Annotated in this window: 17 protein-coding genes; 10 read left to right on the top strand and 7 right to left on the bottom strand. The window is 61.3% G+C overall.

Annotation, left to right across the window (positions count from 1 at the left end; all coding sequences use genetic code 11):
• Positions 1-156: 156 nt before the first annotated feature.
• The gene (locus VQ071_RS23395) at positions 157-402 is read left to right on the top strand and encodes a hypothetical protein (protein ID WP_340516656.1); all 246 of its coding nucleotides are present in this window, start codon (positions 157-159) and stop codon (positions 400-402) included.
• A 188-nt stretch (positions 403-590) separates the two neighbouring features.
• Positions 591-1049, top strand: coding sequence for a GNAT family N-acetyltransferase (locus VQ071_RS23400; RefSeq protein WP_340516657.1), 459 nt, complete (start codon positions 591-593; stop codon positions 1047-1049).
• A 320-nt stretch (positions 1050-1369) separates the two neighbouring features.
• On the opposite strand, the gene VQ071_RS23405 is transcribed toward VQ071_RS23400, so the two are convergent.
• Genes VQ071_RS23405 through VQ071_RS23415 form a run of 3 tightly spaced genes read right to left on the bottom strand, consistent with a single transcriptional unit; the run spans position 1370 to position 3568 of the window.
• Entirely contained in the window at positions 1370-2353 is a 984-nt protein-coding gene (locus VQ071_RS23405) for a formylglycine-generating enzyme family protein (protein ID WP_445293331.1), read from the bottom strand.
• 49 nt (positions 2354-2402) lie between these two features.
• Complete coding sequence (locus VQ071_RS23410; protein ID WP_340516658.1) at positions 2403-2945, bottom strand: chromate transporter; 543 nt, start codon at positions 2943-2945, stop codon at positions 2403-2405.
• Between the two features lie 23 nt (positions 2946-2968).
• The gene (locus VQ071_RS23415) at positions 2969-3568 is read right to left on the bottom strand and encodes a chromate transporter (protein ID WP_340516659.1); all 600 of its coding nucleotides are present in this window, start codon (positions 3566-3568) and stop codon (positions 2969-2971) included.
• Between the two features lie 257 nt (positions 3569-3825).
• Between VQ071_RS23415 and VQ071_RS23420 the strand changes: the two genes are divergently transcribed.
• Positions 3826-5022, top strand: coding sequence for an ROK family transcriptional regulator (locus VQ071_RS23420; protein WP_340516660.1), 1197 nt, complete (start codon positions 3826-3828; stop codon positions 5020-5022).
• 101 nt (positions 5023-5123) lie between these two features.
• On the opposite strand, the gene VQ071_RS23425 is transcribed toward VQ071_RS23420, so the two are convergent.
• Positions 5124-5564 (bottom strand): MarR family winged helix-turn-helix transcriptional regulator, encoded by a 441-nt coding sequence (locus tag VQ071_RS23425; protein WP_340516661.1) that lies wholly within the window; start codon positions 5562-5564, stop codon positions 5124-5126.
• A gap of 116 nt (positions 5565-5680) precedes the next feature.
• Here VQ071_RS23425 and VQ071_RS23430 point away from each other — a divergent pair, with 116 nt between their 5' ends.
• From VQ071_RS23430 to VQ071_RS23440, 3 genes are all read left to right on the top strand, one after another.
• Positions 5681-6268: an NAD(P)H-dependent oxidoreductase gene (locus VQ071_RS23430; RefSeq protein WP_340516662.1), complete on the top strand. Its 588-nt coding sequence runs from the start codon at positions 5681-5683 to the stop codon at positions 6266-6268.
• A 134-nt stretch (positions 6269-6402) separates the two neighbouring features.
• Positions 6403-6975 carry a GNAT family N-acetyltransferase gene (locus VQ071_RS23435; RefSeq protein WP_340516663.1) on the top strand — a complete coding sequence of 191 codons (573 nt, stop codon included), beginning with the start codon at positions 6403-6405 and terminating at the stop codon, positions 6973-6975.
• Positions 6976-6995: 20 nt separating this feature from the next.
• Positions 6996-7730 (top strand): methyltransferase domain-containing protein, encoded by a 735-nt coding sequence (locus tag VQ071_RS23440; protein ID WP_340516664.1) that lies wholly within the window; start codon positions 6996-6998, stop codon positions 7728-7730.
• Here the strand turns inward: VQ071_RS23440 and VQ071_RS23445 are convergent.
• Entirely contained in the window at positions 7719-8186 is a 468-nt protein-coding gene (locus VQ071_RS23445) for a DUF948 domain-containing protein (RefSeq protein ID WP_340516665.1), read from the bottom strand. The two genes, VQ071_RS23440 and VQ071_RS23445, sit on opposite strands and share 12 nt — an antisense overlap.
• Before the next feature lies 1 nt (position 8187).
• Entirely contained in the window at positions 8188-8847 is a 660-nt protein-coding gene (locus VQ071_RS23450; protein WP_340516666.1) for a general stress protein, read from the bottom strand.
• A 351-nt stretch (positions 8848-9198) separates the two neighbouring features.
• Here VQ071_RS23450 and VQ071_RS23455 point away from each other — a divergent pair, with 351 nt between their 5' ends.
• The 3 genes from VQ071_RS23455 to VQ071_RS23465 all read left to right on the top strand — a co-directional run bounded on the left by VQ071_RS23455 (position 9199) and on the right by VQ071_RS23465 (position 10892).
• Positions 9199-9828, top strand: coding sequence for a GNAT family N-acetyltransferase (locus VQ071_RS23455; protein WP_340516667.1), 630 nt, complete (start codon positions 9199-9201; stop codon positions 9826-9828).
• Positions 9825-10049: a hypothetical protein gene (locus tag VQ071_RS23460; RefSeq protein ID WP_340516668.1), complete on the top strand. Its 225-nt coding sequence runs from the start codon at positions 9825-9827 to the stop codon at positions 10047-10049. Before VQ071_RS23455 ends, VQ071_RS23460 begins: the two co-directional genes overlap by 4 nt.
• Before the next feature lie 75 nt (positions 10050-10124).
• Complete coding sequence (locus tag VQ071_RS23465) at positions 10125-10892, top strand: hypothetical protein (RefSeq protein WP_340516669.1); 768 nt, start codon at positions 10125-10127, stop codon at positions 10890-10892.
• Positions 10893-11020: 128 nt separating this feature from the next.
• Here VQ071_RS23465 and VQ071_RS23470 read toward each other — a convergent pair whose 3' ends face one another.
• A complete protein-coding gene (locus VQ071_RS23470) occupies positions 11021-13123 on the bottom strand; it encodes a DUF2334 domain-containing protein (RefSeq protein ID WP_340516670.1) in 2103 nt (700 codons plus the stop codon).
• A 283-nt stretch (positions 13124-13406) separates the two neighbouring features.
• Here VQ071_RS23470 and VQ071_RS23475 point away from each other — a divergent pair, with 283 nt between their 5' ends.
• Entirely contained in the window at positions 13407-14459 is a 1053-nt protein-coding gene (locus tag VQ071_RS23475; RefSeq protein WP_340516671.1) for a LacI family DNA-binding transcriptional regulator, read from the top strand.
• The last annotated feature ends 17 nt before the right edge of the window (positions 14460-14476 follow it).

Consider the following 14476-nt stretch of genomic DNA (forward strand, 5'->3'; position numbering starts at 1 on the left):
CTCCTTCCTTTACGGACGGAGAGCGGCGGCAAATTCGTCATCTCAATCCCATTGGAGTCCCGCCCCGCAATGATTTAAACTGGGAGCTAAGGAGCTGATCGAGACGGGCGGCAAGGAGTGGATCGAGACGGGCGGTAAGGAGCGGAAAGAAGCGGTGTGTCGTTCGACGAACGGCAAACGGCGAACGGCGAACTGCAAACTGCGAACGGCGAACGGCGAACGGCGAACGGCGAACTGCAAACTGCAAACGGCGAACAGCGAATGGCGAACGGCGAACTGCAAACGGCAAACTGCAAACTGCGAACGGCAAACGGCGAACTGCGAACTGCGAACTGCAAACTGCAAACGGCAAACGGCGAACGGCGAACGGCGAACGGCAAACGGCAAACGGCAAACTGCTAACTGCTAACTGCTAACTGCTAACTGCTAACTGCTAACTGCTAACTGCTAACTGCTAACTGCTAACTGCTAACTGCTAACTGCTAACTGCTAACTGCTAACTGCTAACTGCTAACTGCTAACTGCGCCCCCGTTGACGCTCGTAAGCGAATGGAAAAATTTTTAAAAAAAGACAAAGGAGCTTTACAGGAATGAACCTTCATTTTAAACGACTGGACGAACAGCAAGCCGCGCCTTACGAACTTTTGCTGCTTGCAGATCCCAACAAGGAATTGGTCGATGAATATTTGAGCAGAGGATACTGCTTTTTGGCCATGCTGGAGAATGAATTGGTAGGGGAATTTGTCTTGATACACACGCATCCTCGCACGTTGGAAATTGTAAATATAGCAGTTCAAGAACCCTTTCAAGGAAAAGGAATAGGCAAAGCGCTCGTATTGAGGGCGATTGAGGAAGCAAGAACTATGAATGCAAAAACAATCGAGATCGGCACTGGCAACTCCGGGTTCAAACAATTGAAATTATATCAAAGATGCGGATTTAGAATCGTTGGCGTCGATATAGATTTCTTTATCAGGAACTATGATGAGGAACTATATGAAGAGGGAATTCAAATAAAAGATATGGTGAGACTGAGAATGGAATTATAGAATGCGACGGCTACGAGAGGCGATGGCGCCAACCAGTGGGACACGATCGCGACGCCGGCTATATGAATGCAAACGGGGATGTCCGGTCGTCGGCAGACGGCCTGAGACATCCCCGTTTTAACATGCGGCACAAATGCCTGCGCCCATACATCCTTTTCGTATCCAATCGCCGGATCAAGCGTCAATTCCTGCATCCATACATCCTTTTCGACAATGGAGGCCGTATAAGGCGAGCATGTGGCCCAATTGCCTGCATGGTTGCAGGCTTTGGCATGGCCGCGTCGGCACTTGCGTGCATTGCCTGCATGGTTGCAGGCATGCTAGTCGGTTGCGGACTGCACGACGCGGAACCCGCAGTTGCCGCCGGAGCTGTCCGGCGTGTTGGAGCTGCGCGCCGCGACGCGGTACCGGTTGCAGTACGACCGGTGGCACAGATACGAGCCGCCGCGCATCGACCGCTTGCCCGTCGGCTCGTCGAATCGCGGATTCGCCTCGGCGGTGACGGCGTGATAGGCCGGCGTGAACCAGTCCGCGCACCATTCCCATACGTTGCCGGCCATGTTGTAGAGGCCGTAGCCGTTGGGCGCGTACGCATGTACGGGCGCGGTGCCCGCATAGCCGTCGCTCTCGCTGTTTTTCGTCGGAAACTTGCCCTGCCAAATGTTGCAGCGGTGCTCTCCGTCCGGCTTGAGCAGGTCTCCCCACGGATAAGTCTTGCGCGCGAGTCCGCCTCGCGCCGCGTATTCCCACTCGGCCTCGGTCGGAAGCCGCTGGCCGGTCCAGCGGCAGTAGGCGTCGGCATCGTGCCAGGATACATGCACGACCGGGTGGTCCATCCGGTCTCCGATGTCCGAATCGGGACCTTCCGGCCGGGCCCAGCTGGCGCCGCTCACGACATACCACCAGGGCGTCGTCTGCGGCACGTTGCTCACCTGCTGCCGCACGGCGTCCGAGACGAACAGATGGAAGACGTAGGACCAGCCGAACCGCTCGGTCTCGGTGACGTACCCGGTATCGTCGACGAATGCCTTGAACTGGGCGTTGGTGACGGCATGGGGCGATATGTAAAATCCGTCGACGCGCACGGCCCGGGGCGGGCCTTCGCCGTCGGCGGGGAACCCGTCCGCAGCGTCGGTGCCCATGACGAATTCGCCGCCCGGGATGCGTATCATGGACTCCTGCAGCTCAGGGCGCGGGCTCGCGCGGCGCGGCGCAGGCTCCCCGGCTGCGGCAGCGGCAAGATGACGGTCCTCGGGGGCTTCGCTTCTGCGCGCGGCGCAGCAGGGGCGGAGTTGCTCTTCCAAGTTCGATCGCTCCAATCGCGTATGATTAAGGATGCTGCCCGGCGGCGGACTAGCCGTACAGCGCGATGCCGACCAGGCCGGATAAGATGATGACGACGAACGGGTGCTTGTGAAGATAGATGAGCGCGAACAGAGAACCGGCGAAGATGGCGAGCTGACACCAGGTCCGCCAGTCGGGCGTCCCCGTCAACAGGCCGGCATGCCGCGCGAAGGATACGGCCGCGAAGGCGATCATACCCACCACGACCGCGCGCAGTCCGTAGAAGGAAGCGGTCATCCACCGGTTGTCCCGGTAGCGGAAAAACAGCTTGCCCGCCGCGAGGATCAAGACGAACGAGGGGAGCACGACCGCAAAGGCGGCCATGGCCGCGCCCGTCCAGCCCGCTTCGCGATACCCGACGGCGACTGCGATGTTCGTCGCGATCGACCCCGGCGACATTCCCGCGACCGCGACGATATCCGCGAGCTGGCCCGCCTCCATCCAGTCGTGGCGGTTCAGCACCTCTTCCTGGATCAGCGGGATCATCGCGTAGCCGCCGCCGAACGAGACGAGCCCGACGAGAAAAAACATGGCGAATAAGCTCATCAGCATGTCCGCAACCCCATTTGCTCAGATTATATCATGTAATCGAAGATCGGTTCCTTTTCCTTGAGCTTCGTGCTCTTGCCCATCATGGACCGGATCTGCACGAGAACGATGCCCGATGCCGCGCCCAGCGCGACGACCCAGAGCGGATGCAGGCCGGTGAAAAGCAAGAGCGCGGCGACCGCGGCCAGCGCGCCCGAGGCGAATTCCGCGATTGAAGCGCGAGCGACCTTGATCGCCGCGTATGTGATCAGCGCCGCGACCGTCGCCCGGATCGCGGTGAAGGCGGCTTCGATCTTCGGGTTATGTTGGAATTGAACATAAAATATCGACAGGACGATCATCAGGAAGAATGTCGGCAGACAGATGCCGAGCGTCGCGGCGACCGCGCCGGATACGCCGGCGATCCGATAGCCGATGAAGGCGGCCGAATTGACGGCGACCGCGCCGGGTACGGTTCCGGACACCGCGAATATATCGGCGATTTCTTCCTCGCGCAGCCAGTTTTTTTTCTCGACGACCTCGCGTTCGATCGCGGGAATCAGCGCATATCCGCCGCCGAACGTAAAGGGGCCCATCTTGAGAAAGGCGAGGAACAGCGATAGAAGCTGCTTCCGTTTGTTTGTCATTTCGTTCCCTCCCATCTCCAATAGTATATCATCTTAATTCCATAATGAAATTAAGTGTATGATAATTGGACTATAATATCTTCTTATATAAACCATAACCAATAACTTGATTTCATATTGGCATTAATCCAAGCGGAGGACAGCGGTATGGTCGGCTTTAGACCGATTCGATATAATAAGAGAAATGTTTAAGCCCGAACGAACGAATGAATGAATGAATGGATGAACGAATGAATGAGTGAGGAAGTGCCGTGCCCATGAATAGCGCCAGCCGACTGCCCACGTCCAAGGAATTGATCTACTACCATATTGCCGAGCAGGGCGTCGTCTCCAAGGCCGAGCTTCAGGATCGCTTCCGAATCCCGAGCAGCACACTCACGCGCACGCTGGAGGAGATGACCGCGGACGGATTGATCCGGGCTTCCGGGCTGGGTCCCTCCAGCGGAGGCAGGAGACCGATCTTGTACGAGACGGATCCCGGCTACGGTTATTTTTTTGGCCTGGAGATCTCCCGGTTCCATTCGTCGCTCGGTCTGTTCGACGTCCGCATGAACCCGAAGTCGTTCACCCGCTGGCGCATGGACGAGGCGATGACGCCGGAGCGGCTGATCGCGCATGCCGGGCACAACATCAAGGCGATCCTGTACGACCACAAGATCGAGCCGAGCCAGGTGCGAGGCATCGGCATCGGCGCCGTCGGGCCGCTCGACCGCGAGCGCGGCGTCATCCTCGAGCCGCTTTACTTTGCAGCGCCCGGCTGGGAGGATGTCCCGATCTGCCGCATGGCCGAGGAGGCGACCGGGTTCAGAGCGCAGCTCGAGAATGGCGCGAACGCCGCGCTCATGGGCGAGCGCTGGGCGCTGAGGGCCTCCAACCCGCAGCACCTGCTGTACATGCATGCAGGCGTCGGTCTGCGCTCCGCCATGATGTCGAACGGCCGGATCGTCCACGGCTCGATCGATATGGAGGGCGCCGTCGGGCAGATGATTATCCAGGCCGACGGCACGCGGCTGCAGGAGGGGGGCAACTTCGGCGCCCTGGAGGCGTACGCGTCCATACAAGCGCTGGAGAAGCAGGCGCGCTCGCTGGCCAAGCTGGGGCGCGGCGGGTGGACGGATCAGCTGCGGCTCGCGCCGGAGCAGATTCGCTACGAGGACCTGCTGCAGGCGCTGAGGGAGGGTCATCCGTCCGCGGTCGAGCTGTTCGACAGCGCGGCTGCGTACTTGGGCATCGGCCTTGCGAACATGATCAATCTGTTCCATCCCGAGACTGTCATCCTGGGCGGCTCGCTGATCTATTCGGACGAGCGCTTCTACCGGGCCGCGATCGATGCCGCCCGTCAGCACGTTTACTACTATCCGGCCTATCAGCCGGTCTTCACCAAGGGCGAGCTGCGCGAGGATGCCGTCGCGACCGGCGCCGCGCTGATGATGTGGAGGAGTATGGAGATTTAGACGTCAAAAAAAGGCGGGGCGCTCGCCCTGCCGAAGGATCGCGATTGTGCGCCGTGAGCGCGGTATAATCGTGCTACACAAAAAAACGGCGGCATCCATGCCTAGGATGTCGTCCGAAAAATCGTAGCCTGAAGACGCTCGATCGACCTGGAGACTTCGCTTAATTCGTCGTCCGCAACGCCCTCGATCCGGTCCATGAACCGGCTTCTCATGAACGCAAATGCTTCCGCCATCCTTGCCTCTCCCTGCGCAGACAGCCGGATATGCTGTTTTCTCCGGTCCGTGGCGTCCTCGATTTTTTCGCACAGGCCCAGCTCCGTCAGCTTCTTGATCTCCCGGCTCGTATTCGGCATCGAGATGCCCTTGCACTCGCTTATTTGGCTCAACGTTATCGGCTGCTCGACCGAGAGGAACTCCATTATTTCATACTGAAGCGGGGTCAGCCCCTGCATCGGCATGTCCTTGGTCATCTCGTAGTGCAGCTGATGCGCAGAGGTGATGATCGAGACGAGCTGCTGAAAAACCGTAATTTTCAAATCCATGCGGACACCCCTTGCCTGATTTATATTATCAAAAAACAATTATCTATTGACAACTAAATCCCGCGTTGATATGTTGTTATCAAATGATAATTAAATAATAACAAAGAAGGTGTCCCATGAAAACCCTTGTCGTCTATACGCATCCGAATCATCAAAGCTTAAGCTACGCCTTTCTGCAAAAAACGATCCTCGGACTCAGCGAAAACCCCCGCGTGGAGGAGGTTCAAATGGTGGATCTGTACGGGGAATCGTTCGATCCGATTCTCGTATTCAACGACCATACGCGAAGAAGAGATATGCACGTCGTTCCCGAGCTTGCCAAATACCGGGAGCAGCTGCTGTGGGCGGATAAAATTGTGTTCGTGTATCCGATCTGGTGGGGGCGTCCGCCGGCGATGCTGCTCGGTTACATAGACCGCATGTTTGCCTCCAACTTCGCCTATCGGGACGGGAAGGGCCTCATACCCGAAGGGCTGCTGAAAGGAAAATCGGTCGTGGTCGTCTCTACGATGAAGGGTCCGACCTTCTATCCGCTCCTGTGGCTGAACAACGCGCACAAGGTGCTGATGCGACGGGCGCTGCTGCGTTATGTAGGCATCAAAAGCGTGAAGTTTTTCGAATTCGGCAGTATGGAAAAGCCGCACGGAAAGCAAGCCCGGAATCTCGAGCGGATTTATCGTTATTTCAGAAAGGTTGCCCATTGAGAGCGGTGCTGTGCGGAGTATAGGGAAAAGAAACGAGCTTGTCCCATTCTATATTATACCAGGCGCGCCATCTGAGATATACTGATAGCAGGCTGGCGCAGAGGTCCATAATCATCAATACGGGGGCGAGCGATATGGAAGTCAACCCGGTGACATTAACCGGCAGCAAGGTCGAGTTGATCCCGATGGCAATCGGGCATATCGAGGGACTGTACGAAGCCGGGCGTTATCCGGACATCTGGGCGGTGACGCAGGGGGCGATCGCGTCGCCGGCCGATGCCGAGGCCTATGTGAGCAAGGCGCTCAGCGCTCCGGGGATGTTGCCGTTCGTTATTGTGGAGCGGGGTTCCGGGCGTATCCTGGGCAGTACGCGGCTGTTCGACATTTCCGGTCAGAACAGGAACCTGGAGATCGGCTATACTTGGCTGACGCCCGACGTATGGAGAACGGCGGTCAACACGGAGTGCAAGTATTTGCTGCTCCGCCACAGCTTCGAGACGCTCGGCACGATCCGCGTACAGCTCAAGACGGATGCCCGCAATACGAGGTCGCAGCGCGCGATCGAGCGGCTCGGGGCCGTCAAAGAAGGCGTACTGCGCAATCATGTGATCTTGCCGGACGGCTATGTGCGGGATTCCGTCTATTACAGCATCATCGACCGGGAGTGGCCGCAGGTGAAGCTGGGGCTGGAACGCTTTTTGCAATAAACGAGAGTGGAGCGTGCCCCATGCAGCAAAATAAATACGACGACGCAAGCTTCTTCGAAAATTACAGCCATATGCCGCGCTCGATCGGCGGGCTGGAGGCCGCGGGAGAATGGACCGAGCTCCGTTCGATGCTTCCCGCGCTTCAGGACAAGCGAGTATTGGATCTGGGCTGCGGCTACGGCTGGCATTGCCGATATGTCCGCGAGCGCGGGGCGCGGTCTGCGGTCGGCGTCGATCTGTCCGACAGGATGCTTGCCCGCGCCCGCGAGCTGACCGACGACCCCGCCATCGAATATATGCGCATGGGGATCGAAGATATCGACTTCGCAAACGAAGCGTTCGACGTCGCGCTCAGCTCGCTCGCGCTTCACTATATACAGGACTTCGGCGAAGTCTGCCGCAAGGTTCATCGTTATCTCGCGGACGGCGGCTCCTTCGTATTCACCGTCGAGCACCCCATCTTCACCGCCATGGGTCCGCAAGACTGGCACTACGGTCCGACGGGCGAAAAGCAGCACTGGCCGCTCGACCGGTACCATGACGAGGGAGAGCGGCTCGCCCGATTCCTCGGACACGATGTCGTCAAATACCACAGGACCGTCTCGGGGTATTTGAACCCGCTGATCGAGGCGGGCTTCCGCCTCGATCGGCTGTCGGAGCTGAAGCCGACGCCCGAGATGCTGGAGCTGCATCCCGAGTGGGCGGAGGAAGTGCGCCGCCCGATGTTCCTGCTCGTAAAGGCGTCAAAGGCGTAGGAGGCTCGGCCGGCCGGCGCCCGATCCGCCGCCGGCCTGGTCCCCGAAGCGAATGGTGATGCCCTGCGAATCTGCCGGGGTAGCGCCCGCTTGAGGCAGCGCCGGGGCTGCCTTCGGGCGACGGTCGGCCTCGCGTGTGCCGCCTTCCTTTTCGCCCGGGCTCAGCGCTTCCTTCACGGAATGCGCGATCGTATGCAGTACGTCGCCGACCTCATGCGTCGTCTCCAGCAGCGGGTCGACGGTATTGATGCGGCCTTTAACGTCCTTAACGGTACCGTTAACGGTGCGAATCAATCCCGTCGCCTCGTTCGTTGCCTTCAGGGCGGCCAGCTTGACCTCGGCCAGCGTCCGGTTGACTTCGTCGAGCGCCGTCATCGACTTCTTCATCGTCTTGACGGCGTAGAGGACGAACACCGACAGCGATACCGAAGCCAGCGCCGCGCTTTTGCCCCTCATCTCAGACCTCCCTGGACTCGCGCGGCACGACGAGCGTCCCGGCCTGCGCTCCCGTCTCCCGCACGGCTTCGCCTTCGCTGTTCCGCGCGCCGATATTTACGCGCAGCGTCTCGGCATCCTCGCTCTTGACGACGTCCGGCTGCAGCGGCTGCTCGAACGATATGCCGGTCGAGTGGGGCTCAATCGCCCCGAACGCCAGGAAGATGCTCTCCGCCCGGGAACGCTCCTCGCCCTCCGCCTTCACGATGACGAGCAGATGGTCCTGCTCGACGAGCGTCCGGTAGATCTCGGCTTCCTTGTCCGGAATGCCGAATCCGACCAGGCCGCCGATCAGCGTGCCCGTGCTGCCGCCGACCGCCGCGCCGGCGATGACGGTCGCGATCGGACCGGCAGCCAGCAGCGGCCCGAGCCCGGGGATGAACAGCAGCCCGGCCGTGGCGAGCAGGCCGGCTGTCCCGCCGAGGAAGGCGCCCGCGACGCCGCCCGTCACCATCCCCTCCGCACTGTTCGTACCGGTGACCGTATCTACATGATGCACGGCTTCGCGCTTGTGGCTGACGACCGATATGTCCGCTTTATCCCATCCGGCGGCTTTCAGCGCTTCGATCGCGCCGATGACGTCTTGCTCGTGTCTGAATGTTCCTACGACCGGCGTACTCATGGCAATCCCCTCCGTTGGTTGTATTCGCTGGCCGCGCCAGCTGAATACTGATCTTTCACCACTTCGCAATTGGAAATAACAAGGAGGACAAGCTGTGTGCGGAATTTATTTTGCGGGGCTTGTCCCGGGGCCTCTGGGAAAAGGGGAGGTCGGGCTTGTCCTGCCGGCCTTCTGGAGAAGGGGATACGGGGCTTGTCCTGGGACCTCTGGAGAAGGAGATACGGGGCTTGTCCTGCCGGCCTTCGGCAAGACGATGCGCGGGTACTGCTGCCCCGAGCAAAAAGCGCCATGTTAAGATAGGGCTAAATACGCGGCAGCAAGCTGAAGATTCGTAGGAAGGGAGCGGATGTCATGCACATACGAGTGTTGGAGGAAGCCGATGCGGACGCGTATCGCCGCATTCGATTAAACGCGTTGCAGCACGATCCCGATGCGTACGGCTCGACCTACGAACGTGAGTCGCAGTTCCCGCCGGAGACATTCGCGGCGCGCGTCAAGCCCGATGCGGGCAAGTTTGTGCTGGGCGTGTTTGCGGACGAGAGCGGGGACGGGAGCGTGGGCAAGAGCGGGGACGATGGTGAGGACCAGGGCATGTTCGAGGGCTGGCCTGGGGACAACGACAAGAACACTGGCGAGGACGAGGGCAACGACGGGAACGCGAAGGGCCGAGTGCTGGTCGGTATCGCAAGCTTTGTCCGGGAATCGGGCATGAAGAGCGCACATAAAGGTAGCGTCTACGGCGTATACGTGTCTCCCGAATCGAGGGGCAAGGGAGCCGGCAAGACGCTTATGCTGGCGCTTATCCGGAGAGCCCGGGGACTAGATGGTCTTGAGCAGATTAATCTGACCGTCGTATCGGACAACGTCACGGCCAAGCGGCTCTATGAATCGCTCGGGTTCGAGGTATACGGCATCGAGCGCCGCGCGATCAAATACGGCGGGCGGTACTTCGACGAAGAGCTCATGGTGCTGCGACTGTGATCGCCTCTCGTGGTGAAGGCGATGGCTGCACGAACAGCCGATTGGGCCGCATCGCCTCTCGTAGTGAAGGCGATGGCTGCACGAACAGCCGATTGGGGCGCATCGCCTCTCGTAGTGAAGGCGATGGCTGCGTGAACAGCCGAGTGGGGCGCATCGCCTCTCGTGGTGAAGGCGATGGCTGCACGAACGGCCAAGTGGGGCACATCGCCTCTCGTGGTTAAGGGGATGGCCGCACGAACGGCCGATTTGGCCGCATCGCCTCTCGTAGTGAAGGCGATGGCCGCACGAACAGCCGAGTGGGGCGGATCGCCTCTCGTAGTGAAGGCGATGGCCGCACGAACAGCCGAGTGGGGCGGATCGCCTCTCGTGGTGAAGGCGATGGTCGCACGAACAGCCGAGTGGGGCGGATCGCCTCTCGTGGTGAAGGCGATGGTCGCACGAACGGCCGATTGGGGCGCATCGTCTCTCGTAGTGAAGGCGATGGCTGCACGAACGGCCGATTGGGGCGCATCGCCTCTCGTAGTGAAGGCGATGGCTGCACGAACAGCCGAGTGGAGCGCATCGCCTCTCGTGGTGAAGGCGATGGCTGCACGAACAGCCGATTGGGCCGCATCGCCTCTCGTAGTGAAGGCGATGGCTGCACGAACAGCCGCTGGAGCCGCATCGCCTCTCGTAGTGAAGGCGATGGCCGAACGAACGGCCAAGTGGGGCGCATCGCCTCTCGTGGTGAAGGCGATGGCTGCACGAACAGCCGAGTGGGCCGCATCGCCTCTCGTAGTGAAGGCGATGGCTGCACGAACAGCCGCTGGAGCCGCATCGCCTCTCGTAGTGAAGGCGATGGCCGAACGAACGGCCAAGTGGGGCGCATCGCCTCTCGTAGTGAAGGCGATGTCCGCACGAACGGCCGATTGGGGCGCATCGCCTCCCGTGGTGAAGGCGATGGCTGCACGAACAGCCGCTGGAGCCGCATCGCCTCTCGTAGTGAAGGCGATGGCTGCACGAACAGCCGATTGGGGCGCATCGCCTCTCGTGGTGAAGGCGATGGCCGAACAAACGGCTGCTAGAGGCGCATCGCCTCTCGTAGTGAAGGCGATGTCCGCACGAACGGCCGATTGGGCCGCAACGTCTCTCGTAGTGAAGGCGATAGCCGCGCGAACGGCAGCTTTAGCCGCGGCCCGCTCTGTCTGTCGGATCAAGGCGCGCTGCGGCCCCGGAACGACAGCGACAGGTCCAGCGCGAGCGACCGCCTGTCGTAAGCGGCGATGTCAGTCTTCCCGTTGCCGTCGAAGTCGGCGGCGAACCCGATGCGGCCGGTCCCTGCGGCCCAAGGGCCGTATGCGTTGTCGAGCGGTTTGAACCGACCTCCGCCCTCGTTCGCGTAGACGCGCCAGACACCGGTCTTCGCGGCATACGCGATCAGATCGTCGAGCCCGTCGCCGTCCGTGTCCCCTATCAGCAGCTGTTCACCCTTGTTCAGCTTCACGCCGCTCGCGGATACGACGGCCGCTTCCCCGGCCGGTCGATCTAAGTCCAACAGGTCGATGGACAAGCCGCCCTCTGTCGGGGACGCCGACACGTAGAGCGCATCGTCGCGGTCCTTGCTCAGGAAGCGGCCCGCATAGAGCACAGCGTCCTGCGGCAGCGTCCCGAGACGTTCGCCAGCCGCGGCGAAGCGGCCGTCCCGATACGTGAACAAGTAAATGCACCCTTCGCGCGCGGCAAGAAAGGCGGTCCCACCGCCGTTACCACCGCCACCAGCGCTCCCGCCACCAGCGCTCCCGCCACCAGCGCTCCCGCCACCAGCGCTCCCGCCACCGTCGCTCCCGCCACCGTCGCTCCCGCCACCGTCGCTCCCGCCACCGTCGCTCCCGCCACCGTCGCTCCCGCCATCAGCGCTCCCCCCGCCGCCCTGCGCCCGCATCGGCAGCAGCCGGTCGAGACCCGCCGGCAGTCCGCCGGCGGGCGCGGGCGCGGCGAACCGTCCGTCCTCGGCCAGGCTGACGCGCGCCGCTCCTGTCGCCGGATCGTACGCGACGAGATCCTGCCTGCCGTCGGCGTTCATGTTGGCGAGCTGCAGCCGCTCCTGCGGCGGGAACTCGGCTGTGAGCCAGACCTGTGCGGCCGCTTGAGGCCGGTTGCGCGGCATGGCGTAATGTCCCGGGATGACCGCGATCCGGTGCGCCTCGCGCACAACCACATCCACTTGTCCGCTCCCGGTTACATCCCCCAGCAGCACCTCGCCCGCGTCCGTGCCCAGCGGCAGCGTCACCCGATGCGCCGGGGTGAAGGGGATGATGTCATAGAGCGACATCCATTGGTAGCCCTCCCGTTCAAGGCCCTCCACGAGCCTGTGCAGGTACGAGGCCGAACCGTCTCCTTTATACCGGTAGACAGGTAGTCCGTCTCGCATCAGCGTGTGACCGTCCGCGCCCTGCACCGGCTCAAGCTCGGGGAACTCGAGGAACGGATGGAAGAAGAGCGAGGCCAGCCCGTTATACGTTTTGGCCTTATGCAGCAGCTTGTCCACCGAAGCGCCGTCCGTAATATAGCCGAACGGAGCGGGCACGTAGACCGACCCGAGGCTGTCCTGCCCATACGTATTGCGGCTCTTGTACATGTTCATATCCTTGAAGGAGCGGAGGGAGAACAGGTCCGGCTCATACAGGATGCCGATGTACGACCGGAACACCTTCTCTTGCGCTCGCGTGTCCCGGTAGTGCGGCGATTCCCAGAAGGCGGGACTGAGTCCCGCCCGCTCGAAGGCGGCCAGGCTGCTCTCGATGCGAGCGGCCGCATAGCCGGCAGCCTTGGTCCCGGGCACGCCAGGAACCTTGAATTCGTAGCCGGTGCCGGAGTTCTGCCAGTCGCCCTTCATGACGGCATCGCCGTACTGGTGGGTGTAGCCGTGCATGCCCAGCGCGCCGCCGTTGCCCTCCGCCTGCCTGAGCAGCCGAACGAGCGACTGCACGATCGCGTCGGGGTGCGGATCGTCGATGCCGCGCTCGCGCCAGACGCCGTCGCCGCTCAGACTGATGCTTCGCGGGATGACCGCCATTTGAAAAGGAATGCCTTCGGATTCGATATAGTCCAGCACCGTGCGCAGCTTGCCGAGGTCGTCAAGCGTGCCGTACTCGCCGCCAGGTCCGATGTCCTCAAGCCTCAGCAGGGCGTGATGCTTGTCTTTGTTCGGATAAATATTCGTGCCTGTATACGTCAGCACATACACGGTCGCAGCGACGGCCACGGCCGCACCGCCGGCGAAGATGCCCGCCCATTTCCATCGTTTGCGATTCAACTCGGCAGTCCCTCAGTTCATCCTTTACTACACTTTTACGGCATGCCGTCATAAGCGCAATTTCTACTATAACAAATACCGGCTTGTTGTAAATTGACAGTCGCAGGTGTTGCAAGTCAAGTCGGTCGGTTCATCCTATATTGTGCATTATCGCGAGATGTATGATGACGGTCCCCAGGCAGAGGAGCGCCCAGCTGCCGCCTTCGTCCTGATCGAAGGGGATATCGTTCAAACGCATTGCGGACTGTCATAATACGTGTTATATTCTCGTTGAGGTGTCATCATGGCAGGCAGAGCAAACACGGGAAAAAGAGTGACCAGCTTCGACGTCGCCAGAGCCGCGGGTGTGTCCAGAAGCCTCGTATCCGCCGTCATCAACGGCACGCCGGGTATCGGCGTCAGCCGGGAGACGCGGGAAAAGGTGCTGCAGGCGATCCGGGACCTGAACTACCAGGTCGACGCGCAGGCGAGAGCGATGAAGACGGGGCTCAGCCGGTGCGTGGCCGCGTTCGGCGATATGAAAAACCCGCTGTTCCTCCAGGTGCTGGAGGGAATGCAAAAGGCATGCGCGGAGCGGGGCTACCATGTGCTCATCAGCGGCCAGAGCGCCGTTGACGAGGACCGGCTCGCGATGCTCGACCTGTACCGCCAGCGGCGAATCGACGGCATCGTCACCCTGGACGAGACGGGCTATGCGAGCGGGCAATGGATCGCCAGCGTCCGGGACGCCGGCGCGCCGTACGTCTCCGTCGAAGGCTATGCCGGCGCGGACGACGTCGCATCCGTCCTGACGGACTATCGCGGGAGCATCAAGCGCGCGCTGGATCATATGGGCGGCACCGCGGAGCGTTATCCGGTCTACCTGGAGGCGTACGACGACACGCCCGGGCGCAATTGGGCGGAGCGCGACCGCAGAGCCGCCTATGAGGAATGGTGCGCCGCGCGGGGGCTCGCGCCTGTCGTCCATACGTTTCAAGCGTATGACGAGGCGTGGATCGATCGCTTCATCGATATCCCGTCGACCGCTGACGGGCGGCTGCCGCCGGTGCTGCTCAATTGGTCCGTGAGCGCGGTTCTGTTCTACCGGGCGGCATGGCGGAGGGGGATGCGGATCGGAGAGGAGCTCGTCCTCATGGCGGGGGACAACACGAACCGGAGCAACGCGTTCATGAGCCCGCCGCTCGCTTCGGTCGAGATTCCCTATGCCAGGATGGGCGAGGAGGCGGTGCGTCTGCTGCTCGACCCGCCGGACGACGGAGCGGAGCGGACAGGCAAGCGGTGGCTGGAGGCGGTCATCATACCCGGGGACAGCGTCCCGGTGGAATCAGGCGGGTGACAGCGCCTTTTTCTTTG

The sequence above is a fragment of the Cohnella sp. 56 genome, assembly GCF_037963805.1.
In the GTDB taxonomy this organism is placed as follows: domain Bacteria; phylum Bacillota; class Bacilli; order Paenibacillales; family Paenibacillaceae; genus Cohnella.

Bases quoted from the DNA above. Each gene is read 5' to 3' on its own strand.
- VQ071_RS23400 (WP_340516657.1), top strand. From the start codon at position 591: ATGAACCTTCATTTTAAACGACTGGACGAACAGCAAGCCGCGCCTTAC.
- VQ071_RS23410 (WP_340516658.1), bottom strand. From the start codon at position 2,945: ATGCTGATGAGCTTATTCGCCATGTTTTTTCTCGTCGGGCTCGTCTCG.
- VQ071_RS23415 (WP_340516659.1), bottom strand. From the start codon at position 3,568: ATGACAAACAAACGGAAGCAGCTTCTATCGCTGTTCCTCGCCTTTCTC.
- VQ071_RS23420 (WP_340516660.1), top strand. From the start codon at position 3,826: ATGAATAGCGCCAGCCGACTGCCCACGTCCAAGGAATTGATCTACTAC.
- VQ071_RS23425 (WP_340516661.1), bottom strand. From the start codon at position 5,564: ATGGATTTGAAAATTACGGTTTTTCAGCAGCTCGTCTCGATCATCACC.
- VQ071_RS23430 (WP_340516662.1), top strand. From the start codon at position 5,681: ATGAAAACCCTTGTCGTCTATACGCATCCGAATCATCAAAGCTTAAGC.
- VQ071_RS23435 (WP_340516663.1), top strand. From the start codon at position 6,403: ATGGAAGTCAACCCGGTGACATTAACCGGCAGCAAGGTCGAGTTGATC.
- VQ071_RS23440 (WP_340516664.1), top strand. From the start codon at position 6,996: ATGCAGCAAAATAAATACGACGACGCAAGCTTCTTCGAAAATTACAGC.
- VQ071_RS23445 (WP_340516665.1), bottom strand. From the start codon at position 8,186: ATGAGGGGCAAAAGCGCGGCGCTGGCTTCGGTATCGCTGTCGGTGTTC.
- VQ071_RS23450 (WP_340516666.1), bottom strand. From the start codon at position 8,847: ATGAGTACGCCGGTCGTAGGAACATTCAGACACGAGCAAGACGTCATC.
- VQ071_RS23455 (WP_340516667.1), top strand. From the start codon at position 9,199: ATGCACATACGAGTGTTGGAGGAAGCCGATGCGGACGCGTATCGCCGC.
- VQ071_RS23475 (WP_340516671.1), top strand. From the start codon at position 13,407: ATGGCAGGCAGAGCAAACACGGGAAAAAGAGTGACCAGCTTCGACGTC.